A 14,631-nucleotide genomic window follows, 5' to 3' on the forward strand; every position below is an offset into this window, starting at 1 on the left:
AAGCTGCACGCCCGCGGCCCGATGGGCCTGCCCGAACTGACCAGCACCAAGTACATCGTCACCGGAGACGGACACGTCCGGGGCTGACCCGGCGCTGCGATCGGTCAGGCGGGTGTCCGGCCTGCCGGGCACCCGATCAGCCGGTGGCACCCGCTCGGCGGCAAGGCACAGACAAGCGGCTGGCCCGGCGCTAGGCTGCTTAGAAGCCCCGCCGGCGGTCGGATGGCGCATCTGCCGGTGGACGCTGACTCTGCAGTGAGACGACCTGGGGGCCTCCGTGAATCCCGATGGCTTCGACTCCAGCACCGGTGACTTCGGTGGCGGCGAGTCCGATGACGATGCCTTCACCGGTCTGATCCTCGACGAGGCGTTCGTGCTCGCCGCCCTGGTGCACGAGCCCTCCGCCGAGGAGCGGCTCCGGGCGCTGCGCGCGGGCGGACGCCGCCGCGGCGGCCCCGGCGGGGTGTCGCGCGAACTGCACTACCGCTCCGACCGCGACGAACCCGGCGGGGCGCCGGCCGACGGCGCCGGTGATCCCTACGGTTCCCGGCGGCGGGGTCGGTACCAGGCGGCTCCGGGGCGCTGGCAGCGGGTCGTCGCCCGGATGATGCTGGTGGTGATCGGCATGCTCGCGGTGCTGGTCGCCGCGGCGGCGGTGTACCGGGGCTCGGGGGAGGGGCAGCAGCCCGTGCAGCGCCCGGTGACCGGCAGCAGCGGCAGCACGGTCACCGCGCCGGCCACAGCGGGCGCCTCGCACTGAGCAGTTGGGGCACGGCCGGTGCGGCACGGGTGGGGGCTGGGATCCCGACGGCGCACCTGTTCAGTGACCAACATCTCATGCTGGGGCCAAGGTTGGGGGTTATGTCCGCTATGTCATAGCTTTCCCGGCCCGCCCTGGCACGACTGCCGCACAACGTCAAATCCCGGACAGAAGTTGCCCCCTGGGGACCCGTCACTGGGCTCACGGGCGACATACCCTGGGGGCATGGGTGGCCGGGCAGAGCCTCCGGAAGGCACGCCCGAGGGCGGATCCGGGGGCGAGGACGAGTTTCGATCCGTCGTGTTCGACGAGTCGTTCGTCCGGGCTGCGCGGATCCAGGAGCTGTCGGCGCGGGAGCGCGCCTCGGCGGGTACCCGGCCGGTCAGGCGGCGCGGGATGCGGGTCGGGCTGCCCCGTCAGGCGGTGGTGCTGATGCTGCTGGTGTCGCTGGCCTTCGCCGCCGCCGTCTACCTGGGCACCAGGCATCCCTATCCGACCGCCGGCGGTACCGCGGCGGAGCTCAGCATGACCATCGTGCCGCTGCAGCCCGGCCCGGGCGGCATCCCCACGGTTGCCGCGTTCAGCGCCCCGACGGCCACACCGACGGCCACGGCCACGGCAGGTGCCACGGCGACGGCCGGCGCGACGGCCACCGCGGCCTCCGGTGCGACCGCCACGCCGTCCGGCTCCGCCTCCCCCTCGGCGTCCGCGACGCCCTCGGCGGCCGTTTCGCCGGGCCCGTTCGCGGGCATTCCGCTGCAGGACTACCCGGTCGGCGACCACGGGCTCGGGCTGCCCGAGGCGAACCACACCACGCACTTCGCCCTCGGTCAGGTGGTCAACGCGCTGAACCTGGTCCGGCAGTACCTGGTGGCCTCGTCGCTGGATCCGCAGGTGCTCACCGGCGGACGGACGGACTCGGTCCGCGCGCTGCTGGCCCCCGGCCAGTACGGCCAGTTCGACTCCAGCATCGCCCACCCCAGGAACGACCGGCGGCACGAGGCGACCGGCTGGATGGTCCGCTTCGACCCGCAGCTGGTGCGGCTGGCGGTGAACGAGGTCAGGTCGCTCGGCTCGATCAGCTACCGGGAGCTGGACCCGGCCACCCTGGAGGTCGTCAGTGACCACACCTTCGTCTACGCGCTGAACCCGGTCCCGCCGAAGGGGACGGTCCCGGTCGCCTCGGTGGCCGAGCCCACCGTGCTCTTCGCGGTGCGGCGTGAGATCCACTACCTGATCACCGCCGACGACCTGCTCTCCGGTCAGCTGGAGCTGTCCGACTCGGTCACCCAGGCCGGGCCGATGTCCTGCGACAGCGCCACCTCGGCCTACCTGCAGCCGCTGTTTCCGCACCCGGCGACGGCCTCGACCGCGGGGGGTTCCACGGCGGCGGGCGCGACCGGTGCGGCCAAGGCGGTACCGACCCCGACCTCCGCGCCCGGGCCGACCGTCGACCCGTTCGACCGCAGCCGCCCCGCCTGGTCGGTGTGCGGCGTGCTGACGGGGTCGACGCTCTGACAGGTCAGTGCGCCGACCCCGTCGGGTCACCGTGCCTGAACGGGCGTCAGCCCGGTCAGCTCCGGCCCGGTGCGGCGTCGGCCGGGGGCTCCGAGTCGCCACCCGAGCCGTTGCCGGCCGCACTGCTGCCGCCGGACTCCGAGCCGCGCCCGGCGAAGACGTCGCGCAGCTTGCCGCCGAGGTCGCCGGCGCCGCCGGCCACGTCCCGGATCAGGCCCATCAGCGGGTCCTTGGTCTCCTTGAAGGACTGGGCGTAGGAGTCCGCCGCCGCCTTGAACTGGTCGCCGACCGAGGCGTCGCCGTCCTGCTCGCGGCGCGGGTAGGAGCCGGACATGATCTGGCGGAACTCCTCGCTCTCGCCCCACTTCTTCAGCTTCTGCACCCGCACCGCCACGAACGGGTGGGTCTGCGGCAGCAGCTGCAGCAGCTTTATCACCCCGTCCCGCAGGTCGCCGGCCCGGTCGTACTCCTCCGCCTGCTCCAGGAAGGCGTCGGTGTTCATCTCGTGCAGGTGGTGGCCGCCGGCCAGCTTCATCAGGCCGCGCATCGACGCCTGCAGGTCCTGACCCACCAGCAGCCCGGCCCGGTCGCAGGAGATCTCCGACTTGCGGAACCACTCCTTGAGCGCGGTGATCAGCGCCAGGATGGCGATGTTGCCCAGCGGCACCCAGGCGATCTTCGTGGCGATGTTGGTGAGGATCAGCAGCATCGTCCGGTAGACGGCGTGGCCGGACATCGCGTGGGCGACCTCGTGGCCGATGACCGCGCGCATCTCCTCCTCGTCGAGCAGCTCGACCAGGGAGGTGGTGACCACGATCACCGGAGCGTCCATGCCGATGCACATGGCGTTCGGGACCGGGTCCTGGGTGACGTAGAGCGGCGGGATCTTCTCCAGGTCCAGGATGTAGGCCGCGTCCCGCACCATGTCGTTCAGGTGCGGGAACTGGCGCTCGGAGGCGCGGACCGCCGAGGCCAGGAACATCAGCCGCACCGAGCGCTCGGAGACCATGCCGCCGAGCTTCTTGAGGATCTCGTCGAAGCCGCTCAGCTTGCGCAGCGCGACCAGCGCGGAGCGGTCGGCGGGGTGCTCCCAGGCGCGGGTGGAGATTCCGGGGAAACGCTTGCGGTTGCGGCTCGGCACGCTGCCGTCAGTGGGTTCGGTCATCTCTACTGCTTCCTCCCGGTCGACAGCGGAGCCCCCGGCCTCGCCGACCGGTCCCCCGCCGTCCTGCTGTCTGACTCTCCTGCTGGGTGGCGCCCCTGCTGTATCCGGCCCTCCCACGCTCTACAACGTCGGAGAGCCGCCGCTCGTCCCCTCGGCGCCACAGTACGCCGAGACCCCGTCAGCGGACCCGCGATCCCGCCGACAACCGCCGCGTGTGTCAGGACTAACCTGAGGGTGTCCGACTCGTTCCCCGAGGAGTCCTGTTCCCATGCGCACCACCACCGCCCTGCAGCAGCTGGCCGCCATCTCGGACGGCAGCGGCCCGGGGATGTTCCTGCGGATCATCGTCATCGCCTCGGTCGTGGGCGTCGTCCTCCTGGCCTTCATCCTGCTGCGCGGCTACAAGCAATGAGCGGTGCGGCCCCTGCTGGAGCACACGACATGTCAGACGCGTGGAGCCGACGAGCGGTTGCCCGTGCCGTGCCCGTAGCATGAGCCCGATCAAGCAGGCCCCCACACGCCTCCGAGTCAGAAGGTCCCGCCACCGATGAGCCTCCACGCCGCCGTCCCCGCGCTCGCCATGCTCGCCGACGACAACTCCAACCACGACAGCCTGAACCCGCTGCTCACCGGCGGCGGCGCGCTCGCGGTCCTGCTGCTGCTGCTGTTCCTGGCCACCCGCTTCAACAAGGACCGCTAGAGCGTTCGCGGCGAGCCCGCCGGAACCACGCCACTCCCGGCCGCCCAGCCCCGTCAGCCTCCGGCCGGGACCTTCGAACGCCATCCGGATCACGTACAGTGACTGCCCATGGGAGAGCAGGCTGAGCCCGATCGCGGGCCGGTGAAGAAGCGCCTCGGCGTGATGGGCGGCACCTTCGACCCGATCCATCACGGGCATCTGGTCGCCGCGAGCGAGGTCGCGAGTCAGTTCCACCTCGACGAGGTGGTCTTCGTGCCGACCGGGGAGCCCTGGCAGAAGGGCGGTCGGCCGGTGTCGCCTGCCGAGGACCGCTACCTGATGACGGTCATCGCCACCGCGTCCAACCCGCAGTTCTCGGTGAGCCGCATCGACGTCGACCGCAAGGGGCCGACGTACACCACCGACACGCTGCGGGACCTGCGCGTGCTGCACGCCGACGCGGACCTGTTCTTCATCACCGGGGCGGACGCCCTCGGCCAGATCTTCTCCTGGCGTGACGCCGAAGAGCTCTTTGACCTCGCGCACTTCATCGGAGTGACCCGTCCGGGGCACACTTTGACGGATCCCGGACTGCCCGAGGGCGGCGTGTCCCTGGTCGAGGTGCCCGCGCTGGCCATCTCCTCCACCGACTGCCGGCTGCGGGTCTCCCGGGGTGAACCGGTCTGGTACCTGGTACCGGACGGCGTCGTGCGCTACATCGACAAGCGCAGGCTTTACCAAGGCATAGGGACAGGGGCGGCGTGACCGGAACCGCAGACCGCAGGGGACCGGGGGGAGAGGCGTGGCCGGAGGAGCCGCAGCAGGGGGACTACGCGGCCCCGTACGGCGGCGTCCCGTCGCAGTACGGCTACGAGCAGCAGTACCAGCAGGGGTACGACACGGGCCAGTACCCCGCGCCGCTCTATGACGAGTACGGCCGCCCGGTGCAGCAGTACCAGGAGCCCGGCTACGGGTACCAGCAGCCAGCCGCGCCGGGTTACCAGGACTACCCGGAGTACCCGCAGCACTCGCAGCCCCCGGGGACCCAGCAGTACCGGACCGGGCAGCAGCAGTACCAGGAGACGCAGCAGTACCAGGGGGCACAGGAGTACCCGCCGGCGCAGCAGTACCCGGGCTACCAGGAGCAGCAGTACCAGCCGACGGCCTACCAGCCGTCCGGGTACCAGGCCTCCGGCTACGCGACGGCGCCGTCGTACGACGCCCCCGTCCACGAGGCTCCGGCCCACCAGGCTCCCGCCCAGCAGGCGCCGGCGCGGGAGACCTCCGCGCCGGCCGCCGAGCCCCGGGCGTACGTCCCGCCGCAGCCCGCGCCGAAGCGCACCGCGCCCGGCGCCGCCGCGCTGCCCTCGGAGAAGGTCGGCTACAACCAGGACGAGTTCGGCTTCGTCGACGACGAGGAGGAGTCCGCCGACGTCATCGACTGGCTGAAGTTCAGCGAGACCCGGGGCGAGCGGCGCGACGAGCGCCGCCGCCAGCTGCGCAGCCGGGGGCTGGCGGTGCTGGTCGCGCTGGCTGTGGTCGCGGTCGCCGGGGCCGGATACCTGTGGGCCACCGGCAAGCTGTTCGCCTCCTCACCGGGCACGGTCGCCGCCTCGACCCAGCGCACCGTGATCGCGGTGCACCTGCACGACCTGAACAAGAACGTCACCACCGCGCTGCTGGTCTCCGACCCGGGCGCCGGCAAGGCCAGCGTGGTGCTGCTCCCGGGCACTCTGGGCGTCCCCACCGACGGCGGCGGCCCGAGCGTGGCGCTGTCCTCCTCGGTGGACGCGCAGGGCAACGCGGCCACCAGGACCGGGCTCAACACGCTGCTGGGCTCCCAGGTGTCGGCGACCTGGGCGCTCTACACCCCGTTCCTGCAGTTGCTGGTGGACCACCTCAACGGGATCACCCTCAACGCCGACACCACCATCAGCCAGAACGGCAAGGACCTGGTCACCGCCGGACAGGGCACGCTGAACGGCACGGCGGCCATCGCCTACGCCACCTACCAGGCCAAGGGCGAGAGCACCGGCGCGCAGCTCTCCCGCTTCGGCCAGGTGCTGTCGGCGCTGGTCCAGGCGATGCCGCAGGATCCGACCAGCGCCGCCGCCGACATCACCAGCATGGGCGCGGTGCCGGACCCGTCGCTGCCCGACGCGACCCTGGGTGCGCTGCTGGCGACCATGTCCAAGGACGCGCACAGTGGCCACGCGGACACCCGGACCCTGCCGGTGAAGGCGGACGGCGGCCTGCCGGCCACCGCGAGCACCATGGTCAAGCAGCTGCTCGGCGGTTCGGTGAGCGCGAACGGTGGCGGTCCCACCGTCGCCCGGGTCGCCGTGCAGGACGCCTCCGGCAGTTCCAACAAGGTCAACCTCGCCGACGCGGCCGTGATCAACGGCGGCTTCACCCTGGTCCCGGGCACCGCCAAGGCGGCGTCCACCCAGGCCACGACGACGATCAGCTACACCGACGACGCCCGCGCGGCCGACGCCAGGACCCTGGCCTCCGCACTGGGGCTGCCGGCCTCCGTGGTGAGGAAGGTCACCACCAGCCAGGACGCGGACCTACTGGTGGTCCTCGGCCAGGACTACAAGGGCTGACAGCGGCCGGCCGGTAGCCGGACGGCCCTCCGGCAGACCGCTCCGGGCGGCAGCCCGCTCCCGGCGAAGGAAAGGCCGGAGCGGGCTGTCGGCCGTCCATGAGATCCTGGAGGGTATCCGAGTCCCCGAACCGAAAGCATCCTGTGACCGCGACTGACCGGGCTGTAGAACTCGTCACCACCGCCGCCCAGGCGGCGGCAGACAAGCTTGCCCACAACATCATTGCTTTTGACGTCAGTGAGGTCCTCGCGATCACTGACGCCTTCGTCATCGCCTCCGCGCCCAACGACCGCCAGGTCAAGGCCATCGCCGACGCCATCGAGGAGCAGCTCTCCGCGCAGCACCAGACCAAGCCGGTGCGCCGCGAGGGCGAGCGCGAGGGCCGCTGGATCCTGCTCGACTTCCTGGACATCGTGGTGCACGTCCAGCACTCCGAGGAGCGCTCCTACTACGGCCTGGAGCGGCTGTGGAAGGACTGCCCGGAGATCGCCCTCCCCGAGGACGCGGTGGCCAGCCGCAACCGTCCCGAGGACGAGCAGTTCGTGCGCGAGCCCAACGAGTTCGACCACGTGGAGGCCGTTCTGCAGGCCGAGGCTGATCGGAGTCTGCGCTGAACGGCATGGCGCGCGGACGGCGCGTCGTCTTCTGGCGGCACGGCCAGACCTCCTGGAACCTGGAGAACCGCTTCCAGGGCAGCACCGACATCCCGCTGACGGAGACCGGTGTCGCCCAGGCGCGCCGCGCCGCCCGGCTGCTGGCCGCGCTCAGCCCGGACGCGGTGGTCTCCTCGGACCTGAGCCGTGCCTCGGCCACCGCCGCCGAGCTGGCCGCGGTGACCGGCCTCGCGGTCGCCCACGACGCCGGCCTCCGGGAGACCTACGCGGGGACCTGGCAGGGGCTGACCAACGCCGAGATCCAGGAGCTGCACGGCGCGGAGTACCGGGCCTGGAAGCTCGGCGAGCCGGTCCGCAGGGGCGGCGGCGAGCTCGGCACCGAGGTCGCCGACCGGGCGGTACCGGTGGTCCTGGACGCGGTGAAGAACCTGCCGGAGCGCGGCACCCTGGTGGTGGTCAGCCACGGCGGCACGATCCGGATGGCCATCGGCCGGATGCTCGGCCTCGACCCGCTGCACTGGGAGGCGCTGGGCGGGCTGTCCAACTGCTGCTGGTCGGTGCTGGGCGAGGGCGCCCGCGGCTGGCGGCTGCAGGAGCACAACGCGGGCACCCTGCCCGAGCCGGTCATCGGCGACGACACCTGAGGCCGGGGCCGGATTTCGCAGTTCGGCCCCCCAGCCGCTAATGTTCTCTCGTCCGCACAACATCGCCGTGTGCAGGGCAGCGGGGCTGTAGCTCAGTTGGTAGAGCGCTTGCATGGCATGCAAGAGGTCCGGGGTTCAATTCCCCGTAGCTCCACGCAGGAAATCTCAGGCAGTACATCTCAAGCTGTACATTTCAATACGCGGGGCTGTAGCTCAGTTGGTAGAGCGCTTGCATGGCATGCAAGAGGTCCGGGGTTCAATTCCCCGTAGCTCCACAGAAGTTCGGGCCGTCTCCAGTTCACCGGAGGCGGCCCGCGCGCTTTCCGGCGGCCCGGCCGGGCCGCTCAGTGGGTGTGGTCGACCGGCGAGAGGCCGGGGTTGGCCAGCAGCCACCCGATGCGGTCGGTGCTCTCCTGGTCGGCCGGGGTGTAGACCACCAGCCGGGCCTCGGGTATTCCGAAGACGGTCAGATTGGTCACGGACATCCGCACCTCGCCGACCGCCGCGTGCCGGTACACCTTGTACCGGGTGGAGTGGGCCGCCACGTCCTGCCGTGCCCACAGCCGGGCGAACTCCGGGCTGGCGTCGATCAGGCCGCGGATGAAGTCCTCCCAGTACGGCTCTCCGACGTGCTTCCCGTAGCCGGAGCGCAGCACCGCGACCATCCGCGGCAGCTCCTCGGCGCGGTTCAGGAAGGCGTTGCAGCAGGACGGGACGGTGGCCGTGCACCACAGGCTGTTGCGCCGGGCGGGTTCCGAGCGCGTCAGGCCGGGGAACAGCGCGTCGTAGGCGCTGTTCCAGCGGACGATGTCGTAGCGGGCGTTGCTGATCGCGGCCGGCAGCGGCGAGAGCGCGTCCAGGATGGTCTGCATGTCCGGCGACAGCGGGCAGGATTCGGGCTCCGCCGGGGCCGGTTGAAGTCCGGCCAGGTGGTAGAGGTGGGCGCACTCGGCGGCGTCCAGCTTCAGCGTCCCGGCGATGGCGGCGAGGACCTGCTCGCTGGCGTTGATGGGACGCCCCTGCTCCAGCCAGGTGTACCAGGTGACACCGACACCGGCGAGCTGCGCCACCTCCTCGCGGCGCAGCCCAGGGGTGCGGCGGCGCAGGCCCGGCGGCATGCCGACGTCCTCCGGGGTGACCCGGGCGCGTCGGGCCTTGAGGAAGGCGGCGAGTTCGGTGCGGCGCGGTGCGGTGGCACGTCGCGAGGCCGGGGCCGCGACCGGGGCGGGCACGGCGGTGATCGTGGCGGCCGCCGCGATCGTGGCAGCCGTCATGGGCAGGTCCGTCACACTCATCCGGCTATCGTGCCGCATCCCGCGGGCCGGTGACAGGTACTGCCGGTACCAGCATCAGCAGGCTCTAACTACCTGTATCCGCGGCGGGCCAGGATGGACCCATGACCACGGCGGAGAACCTGAAAGCAACCGTAACCACCGTTTCCGACACCACAGTTGACGGCGCGAGAGGCAGCCGGGAAACCCCCGGTGCGGCGCCGCCGTCCGGACCGGCCCGGCCGGGGCTGCTGCTGGGCCTGGTACTCACCGGGCAGTTCATGGCGGTCCTGGACGTCTTCATCGTGAACGTCGCCGCACCGGTGATCCGCACCGACCTGCACACCTCGGGTGCGGCACTGCAGTTGGTCATCGCCGGCTACACCATCGCCTACGCGGTGCTGCTGATCACCGGCGCCCGGCTGGGTGAGCGGATCGGGTTCAGCCGGGTGTTCCAGTTCGGCGTGGCCGGTTTCACCGTGGCCTCGCTGGCCTGCGGCCTCGCGCCCGACGCCGGGACGCTGATCGGCTTCCGGGTGCTGCAGGGCGTGGGCGCGGCACTGATGGTGCCGCAGGTGATGAGCCTGATCCAGCGGACCTTCCAGGGCGCCTCGCGGCTCCGGGCGCTGGGCGGCTACACCGCGGTGATCGCCGGGGCGGGTGCGATCGGACAGGTGGTCGGCGGGGCGCTGGTCCAGGCCGACCTGTTCGGGTCGACCTGGCGGCCGGTGTTCCTGGTGAACGTGCCGATCGGACTGCTGCTGCTGGCCGCGGGCCGCACCCTGCTGCCGGTGATCCCCGGCAACCGGGAACGGGGGCTCGACCTGCCGGGGCTGGTGGTGCTCGCCGCCGCGATGGGCCTGCTGGTGGTGCCGCTGGTGCTGGGCCACGAAGAGCACTGGCCGGTGTGGGGGTGGCTGATGCTGGCCGGGAGTGTGCTGCTGTTCGGTCTCTTCGTCGTGGTCGAGCGGCGGGTCGCGGCCCGTGGCGGCAGCCCGCTGATCCACGGCCGGGTGCTGCGCTCGCCGGGTCTCGCGGCCGCGGGTGCCTCGATCTTCCTGACCATGTGCGCCGTCGGCGGCTACATGTTCGCGATGGCCATGCACGTCCAGGCCGGGCTCGGACTGGACCCGCTGCACGCCGGGCTGGTGTTCCTGCCGATGTCCGCGGGCTTCGGGATCTCCGGGATGTACTGGCAGCGCCTGCCGCAGCGGCTGCACCTCGCGCTTCCCGCGGTCGCCCTGGTGCTCTGCGCGGCCGGCTACGCCTCGGTCGGGCTGCTGCTGCGCGACGGCGGCCAGGTGGGTGTGGGCGTCGAGGTACTGCTCTTCCCGCTCGGCCTGATCGGCGGCTGCGCCTACGGCCCGCTGATGGGCCGGGCCCTGGGCCGGGTCGCCCCGGTGGACGCGGCCGACGCGAGCGGGGTCCTGGTCACAATGATCCAGCTGGGCAGCGTCATCGGTATCGCGGCGCTGGGCACGCTCTTCCTGAGCGGGGTGTCCTACCCCGCGCCCTCCTCGGTCTCCGGCCACGCCCTCGCGGCGACCACGCTGGCGGTGGGCGCGGTGATGCTGCTGGGCTCGGTCTTCGCCCACCGCACCCGCCGGGCCGTCCCGCCCCGGTAACGGCTGCGCCGACTGGCATCCGGAACCGTCCTGTGGTGGCTGTCCGGCCCTCGACCTTGCAGGTCGGGGGCGGGACAAGTGATTGGTGAGCCGCCTCGTGGACCGTGTAGAGTGGGGGATGTCGCCGCGGGGAACACCGCAGCGCGACGATCTGGGGCTGTAGCTCAGTTGGTAGAGCGCTTGCATGGCATGCAAGAGGTCCGGGGTTCAATTCCCCGTAGCTCCACAGAGGTTGAAGGGCCCGCCACCGTCACGGTGGCGGGCCCTTCGGCGTTGGTCCTCCAGGACCGGCCGCACCGGCCCACCCGCGGCCGAGCCGCGTCGGCCGGCCCGCGTCAACGGGCCGGCTTGCCGAACCGGAGGGCCAGGGCCGGGCACTGGCTCACCGCACGGCGCGCGCCGTGCTCCAGCCAGGGTGCCACCGGTGTGGTGCCGATCACGGGGTAGCCGTGCGGGCCGAGGGCGATCAGCTCCGGGGCGAGCGCCGCGCACAGCCCGTGCCCCTCGCACCGGGCCCAGTCCACCTCCAGCGACAGCTCCGCCGACGCGTCCGGCGCCGGGAGCGCGGAGCCGGTGTCGCCGGGCAGCGGCAGCAGGCCCCGCACCGGACGGCCGCAGCCGCGCCCCGACTCGTGCGCGGCCAGGTCGTCCGCGAAGACGGCCAGCGCGGACAGCACGAAGCGCGCCGTACCGTCCGGGTGGGCGCACGCCCCGCGGCCCCGGACCGCGGAGACCGTACGCCGTGCCTCGTCCAGCGCCGACGGGCCGCCGCCGCGCAGGGCGAGCTGCGCCAGGGCGTCGGCGGTGTTCGGCAGGCCGAGCCGGCAGGGCCCGCACTGGCCGGTCGACTCCGCGGCCAGCCAGGCCGTGACCCGGGCGACCTCGCCGATCGGGCAGGTGTCGGTGGGCAGCGACACCACGGCGCCGGCGCCGAGAGTGCCGCCGACCGCTGCGAGCCCGGCCCGGGAGAGGGCCGCATGGGCGGCGTCCTGGGGGCGGATCCACGCCCCGTGGTAGCCGCCGACCAGCAGACCCTGTCCGGGTTCCACGCCGCAGGCGTCCAGCACCACGCCCAGCCGGGCGCCGGCGGGCACCTCGACGACCAGCGGCGGCAGGGCGGGCAGGGTGACGGTGAGCAGCACGGTGCCCGGCTCCGCCGGGGTCCCGACCACGGCGAAGGCGTCCGGGCCGAGCCGTGCGGCCACGGCCAGCTGGGCGAAGGTCTCGGCGTTGGACAGCAGCGTCGGCCGACCGCGCACCCCCGCCGGTCCGCCGTCGCTGGCCCTGGCCTTTCGCGCGGGCGGGACGGCGGGCTGCCCGGAGACACCCCGGATCAGTGCGCCCGACTCGCCGGAGACGAAGCGCTCGGGCAGGCACAGCGTGCGGACCGGGCACGGCAGGGTGCCGCTCCGCTCGGCCACCGCGCGGGGCACGGACGTCTCGCCGGGGCCACCCGCGCCCACTCCGACGATCACCTCCTCGGCCCCGAAGGCGGCGGCGGCCAGGCAGGCGCCGTCCAGGATCAGATGCGGGGCGCGGGCCAGCAGCATCCGGTCCTTGGCGCTGGCCGGCTCGCCCTCGGTGGCGTTCACGACGATCACCAGAGGCGCGCGGGTGCGGTCGGCGGTGGCCAGGGTGGCGCGGGCCTTGCGGGCGAAGGGGAAGGCCGCGCCGCCGCGACCGCGCAGGTCGATGCGGTCGACCAGGTCGAGCAGGGCGGCACGGTCGAAGGAGGGGAGCGGGCCGTGCGCGGTGCGATGGTCCGTCAGATCGAGCCGGGCATGCTGTTCGAGGCCCGCGGTGAGGCGTGCCGGGCCGAGCCGCAGCACCTCGGTGACGGTCACCAGCCGTACCCGCCGCCGCCCCAGCCCGGCGCGGCCTGCGCGACCGGGATGCCGTTCGCGGGAGTGTCCCAGGTCAACGCACCCCACTCGGCGCTGTCGTCCCGCCATCCGCTGTTGCCCGCCTCGGCGTACCGCGCCCCGAACAGGCCGCCGGGCACCTCGGCCCCGGTCATCGCCTGCCCCGGCCCGGCCTGCCCCTGCATCGCCTGCGCCTGCGCCTGGGCCTGCATCGCCTGCGCCTGCATGTGTGCGGGCATGGCCTGCGCCGGCACGGCGAACCCGGGCATCGCCATGCCGGGTACGGCGAACCCCGGCACGGTCAGCCCCGGCACGGCGAACCCGTGCGGCGGCGTCTCCGCCAGCGCGGGATGCTGTCGCGCCTCCCCGTCCCCGGCCCACGGTGACGGGGCGGGGTACCCGTACCCGAACGACGCGCCCGGCTCCGGCGCGAACGGGTACTGCTGCATCGACTGCTGCGGCACCGAGCTCGGCTGCATCGACTGCTGCTGCATCGCGGGCTGCTGCATCGTGGGCTGGGCCATGGGGCTCTGCTGGGGCATCGGGCCCTGCGGCATCGCATACTGCGCCATCGACGGCTGCGGCATCGCCTGCTGCGCCGTCGGCGCCCCGGGGCCGTAGCCGTCGCCGCCGTAGTTCGCGCCGCCGTAGCCTGCACTGCTGTATCGGGCGTCTCCGGCTGCGCCGCCCGCAGGCGCGTAACCACCCGTCGGGGCACCGGTTCCGGCGAAGCGCGGGTCGAACCGGGGATCCCCGGGGTCGGCCTGGGCCGCTCCGACGGCCGCCAGGTCGGCATCGGTGAAGCTCAGCCCGACGGCGGTCGACGTCAGGGCGCTGTCCGCGTCCGCGGCGTCGGCGAAGGCCGCGTAGGGGATCGGGTCCGCCGGGGCGGCCGCGTCGGCCCGGGTCCGCCGGGAGGCGCGCGCGGGTTCCGCGCGGCGGGTGGTGGCCGGGGCCTCGGCCTCGGTGCCCCGCGCGTCGCCGGCCTCGTAGGCCAGCAGGGTCCGGGTCATGCGTCGCCGTGCGTCGCCCCGGCCCGCCGCGGCGAGGACCCGGATCAGCAGGGCCAGCCCGACCGCAGCCGCGCACAGCCCGTAGCTCCACAGCACCCACACCGCCGCCGCCCGGCCCGCGGTCAGCCCGTGCGCCAGGGCTATCGGCCAGCAGGCGTACGCACCCGCGTGCAGCACCCGCCACAGCCAGGGCCGTTTGCTCCCGGCGAACCGGCCGCGCACCGCGCCCGTGGCCGCCGTCAGCACCAGCAGGTCGGCCGCCACCGTGCCCAGGCCGACGGCGAAGGTCGCGCCGCCGCCGAACGGGAGCAGCACGGTGAGCGGACTGGCGTCCTGCTCCATCACCTTGACCGTGATGTGGGTGACCAGGAAGCCCAGCGCGGCGACCGAGGTGGCCCGGTGCACCGACTGCATGGCGACCCGCTGACGCGGGCTCAGCACCAGCCGGTCGGTGGCGGCCAGGCCGCACACCACGGCGGCGGTCAGCGACAGCAGCGTGAACACCCCGGCGAAGTAGTCCAGGAAGGCGAGCAGGCGCTCGGCCGTCCCGGCCAGGGCTCCGCTCATGCTCGACGTGCCGCTGCCGGTGAGTGCGCGCAGCGAGGTGGCGCCGACGGTCACGGCTGCGCAGACCGTCAACAGGAACACTGGGAGGGGAAGGCCACGTCGACGCGTGGCTCCCCTGGTGCGGGCGGTCATGGTCGCGGCCTCCGACTCGTCCTACGGTGATGTGCTGCAGGGCCCCCGGGATCGTGATCTGACCGTGATGCTAGCCGCGCCCGGTGACACTCCGTCGATTCCCGCGAAACCGTGTGCGGAAGTGAGTGGTGTGGCCTACCGTTCGCGCACCAGGGCGATAACCTGAACTGATGAA

13 protein-coding genes and 3 tRNA genes are annotated in these 14,631 nt (G+C 72.9%); 12 read left to right on the top strand and 4 right to left on the bottom strand.

Annotation, left to right across the window (positions count from 1 at the left end):
- The first annotated feature begins 277 nt into the window (after positions 1-277).
- Together ABH925_RS13580 and ABH925_RS13585 are read left to right on the top strand one after the other, a co-directional pair.
- Entirely contained in the window at positions 278-760 is a 483-nt protein-coding gene (locus tag ABH925_RS13580; RefSeq protein ID WP_370147739.1) for a hypothetical protein, read from the top strand.
- A 300-nt stretch (positions 761-1,060) separates the two neighbouring features.
- Entirely contained in the window at positions 1,061-2,278 is a 1,218-nt protein-coding gene (locus ABH925_RS13585) for a hypothetical protein (RefSeq protein WP_370147740.1), read from the top strand.
- A gap of 55 nt (positions 2,279-2,333) precedes the next feature.
- Here ABH925_RS13585 and ABH925_RS13590 read toward each other — a convergent pair whose 3' ends face one another.
- A complete protein-coding gene (locus tag ABH925_RS13590) occupies positions 2,334-3,443 on the bottom strand; it encodes a M48 family metallopeptidase (RefSeq protein ID WP_370147741.1) in 1,110 nt (369 codons plus the stop codon).
- A gap of 268 nt (positions 3,444-3,711) precedes the next feature.
- Here ABH925_RS13590 and ABH925_RS13595 point away from each other — a divergent pair, with 268 nt between their 5' ends.
- The 8 genes from ABH925_RS13595 to ABH925_RS13630 all read left to right on the top strand — a co-directional run bounded on the left by ABH925_RS13595 (position 3,712) and on the right by ABH925_RS13630 (position 8,261).
- A complete protein-coding gene (locus tag ABH925_RS13595; protein ID WP_370147742.1) occupies positions 3,712-3,855 on the top strand; it encodes a hypothetical protein in 144 nt (47 codons plus the stop codon).
- Positions 3,856-3,990: 135 nt separating this feature from the next.
- Complete coding sequence (locus tag ABH925_RS13600) at positions 3,991-4,143, top strand: hypothetical protein (RefSeq protein WP_370147743.1); 153 nt, start codon at positions 3,991-3,993, stop codon at positions 4,141-4,143.
- A gap of 108 nt (positions 4,144-4,251) precedes the next feature.
- Positions 4,252-4,887, top strand: coding sequence for a nicotinate-nucleotide adenylyltransferase (nadD, locus tag ABH925_RS13605; RefSeq protein ID WP_370147744.1), 636 nt, complete (start codon positions 4,252-4,254; stop codon positions 4,885-4,887).
- Entirely contained in the window at positions 4,884-6,728 is a 1,845-nt protein-coding gene (locus tag ABH925_RS13610; protein WP_370147745.1) for a LytR C-terminal domain-containing protein, read from the top strand. The genes nadD and ABH925_RS13610 overlap by 4 nt, the downstream gene beginning before the upstream one ends.
- 143 nt (positions 6,729-6,871) lie before the next feature.
- Positions 6,872-7,342: a ribosome silencing factor gene (gene rsfS, locus ABH925_RS13615; protein WP_370147746.1), complete on the top strand. Its 471-nt coding sequence runs from the start codon at positions 6,872-6,874 to the stop codon at positions 7,340-7,342.
- A gap of 5 nt (positions 7,343-7,347) precedes the next feature.
- On the top strand, positions 7,348-7,986 hold the full coding sequence (locus ABH925_RS13620) for a histidine phosphatase family protein (protein ID WP_370147747.1): 639 nt from the start codon (positions 7,348-7,350) through the stop codon (positions 7,984-7,986).
- 81 nt (positions 7,987-8,067) lie between these two features.
- A tRNA-Ala gene (locus ABH925_RS13625) sits at positions 8,068-8,140 on the top strand.
- A gap of 48 nt (positions 8,141-8,188) precedes the next feature.
- A tRNA-Ala gene (locus tag ABH925_RS13630) sits at positions 8,189-8,261 on the top strand.
- Positions 8,262-8,330: 69 nt separating this feature from the next.
- Here the strand turns inward: ABH925_RS13630 and ABH925_RS13635 are convergent.
- A complete protein-coding gene (locus tag ABH925_RS13635; RefSeq protein ID WP_370147749.1) occupies positions 8,331-9,281 on the bottom strand; it encodes a helix-turn-helix transcriptional regulator in 951 nt (316 codons plus the stop codon).
- A 101-nt stretch (positions 9,282-9,382) separates the two neighbouring features.
- Here ABH925_RS13635 and ABH925_RS13640 point away from each other — a divergent pair, with 101 nt between their 5' ends.
- Both ABH925_RS13640 and ABH925_RS13645 read left to right on the top strand, forming a co-directional pair.
- Positions 9,383-10,882 carry an MFS transporter gene (locus ABH925_RS13640; protein WP_370147750.1) on the top strand — a complete coding sequence of 500 codons (1,500 nt, stop codon included), beginning with the start codon at positions 9,383-9,385 and terminating at the stop codon, positions 10,880-10,882.
- A 153-nt stretch (positions 10,883-11,035) separates the two neighbouring features.
- Positions 11,036-11,108 (top strand) — tRNA-Ala (locus tag ABH925_RS13645).
- A 109-nt stretch (positions 11,109-11,217) separates the two neighbouring features.
- On the opposite strand, the gene ABH925_RS13650 is transcribed toward ABH925_RS13645, so the two are convergent.
- Both ABH925_RS13650 and ABH925_RS13655 read right to left on the bottom strand, forming a co-directional pair.
- A complete protein-coding gene (locus ABH925_RS13650; RefSeq protein ID WP_370147751.1) occupies positions 11,218-12,726 on the bottom strand; it encodes an NADH-ubiquinone oxidoreductase-F iron-sulfur binding region domain-containing protein in 1,509 nt (502 codons plus the stop codon).
- On the bottom strand, positions 12,723-14,378 hold the full coding sequence (locus tag ABH925_RS13655; RefSeq protein ID WP_370147752.1) for a hypothetical protein: 1,656 nt from the start codon (positions 14,376-14,378) through the stop codon (positions 12,723-12,725). Before ABH925_RS13655 ends, ABH925_RS13650 begins: the two co-directional genes overlap by 4 nt.
- Positions 14,379-14,631: the final 253 nt, after the last annotated feature.

The organism is Streptacidiphilus sp. EB129 (assembly GCF_041262645.1).
Classification (GTDB): Bacteria; Actinomycetota; Actinomycetes; order Streptomycetales; family Streptomycetaceae; genus Streptacidiphilus.

Excerpts from the sequence above, each read along its gene's own strand:
- ABH925_RS13635 (WP_370147749.1), bottom strand. The coding sequence starts at position 9,281 with ATGAGTGTGACGGACCTGCCCATGACGGCTGCCACGATCGCGGCGGCC.
- ABH925_RS13620 (WP_370147747.1), top strand. The coding sequence starts at position 7,348 with ATGGCGCGCGGACGGCGCGTCGTCTTCTGGCGGCACGGCCAGACCTCC.
- ABH925_RS13590 (WP_370147741.1), bottom strand. The coding sequence starts at position 3,443 with ATGACCGAACCCACTGACGGCAGCGTGCCGAGCCGCAACCGCAAGCGT.
- ABH925_RS13600 (WP_370147743.1), top strand. The coding sequence starts at position 3,991 with ATGAGCCTCCACGCCGCCGTCCCCGCGCTCGCCATGCTCGCCGACGAC.
- ABH925_RS13640 (WP_370147750.1), top strand. The coding sequence starts at position 9,383 with ATGACCACGGCGGAGAACCTGAAAGCAACCGTAACCACCGTTTCCGAC.
- ABH925_RS13595 (WP_370147742.1), top strand. The coding sequence starts at position 3,712 with ATGCGCACCACCACCGCCCTGCAGCAGCTGGCCGCCATCTCGGACGGC.
- nadD (WP_370147744.1), top strand. The coding sequence starts at position 4,252 with ATGGGAGAGCAGGCTGAGCCCGATCGCGGGCCGGTGAAGAAGCGCCTC.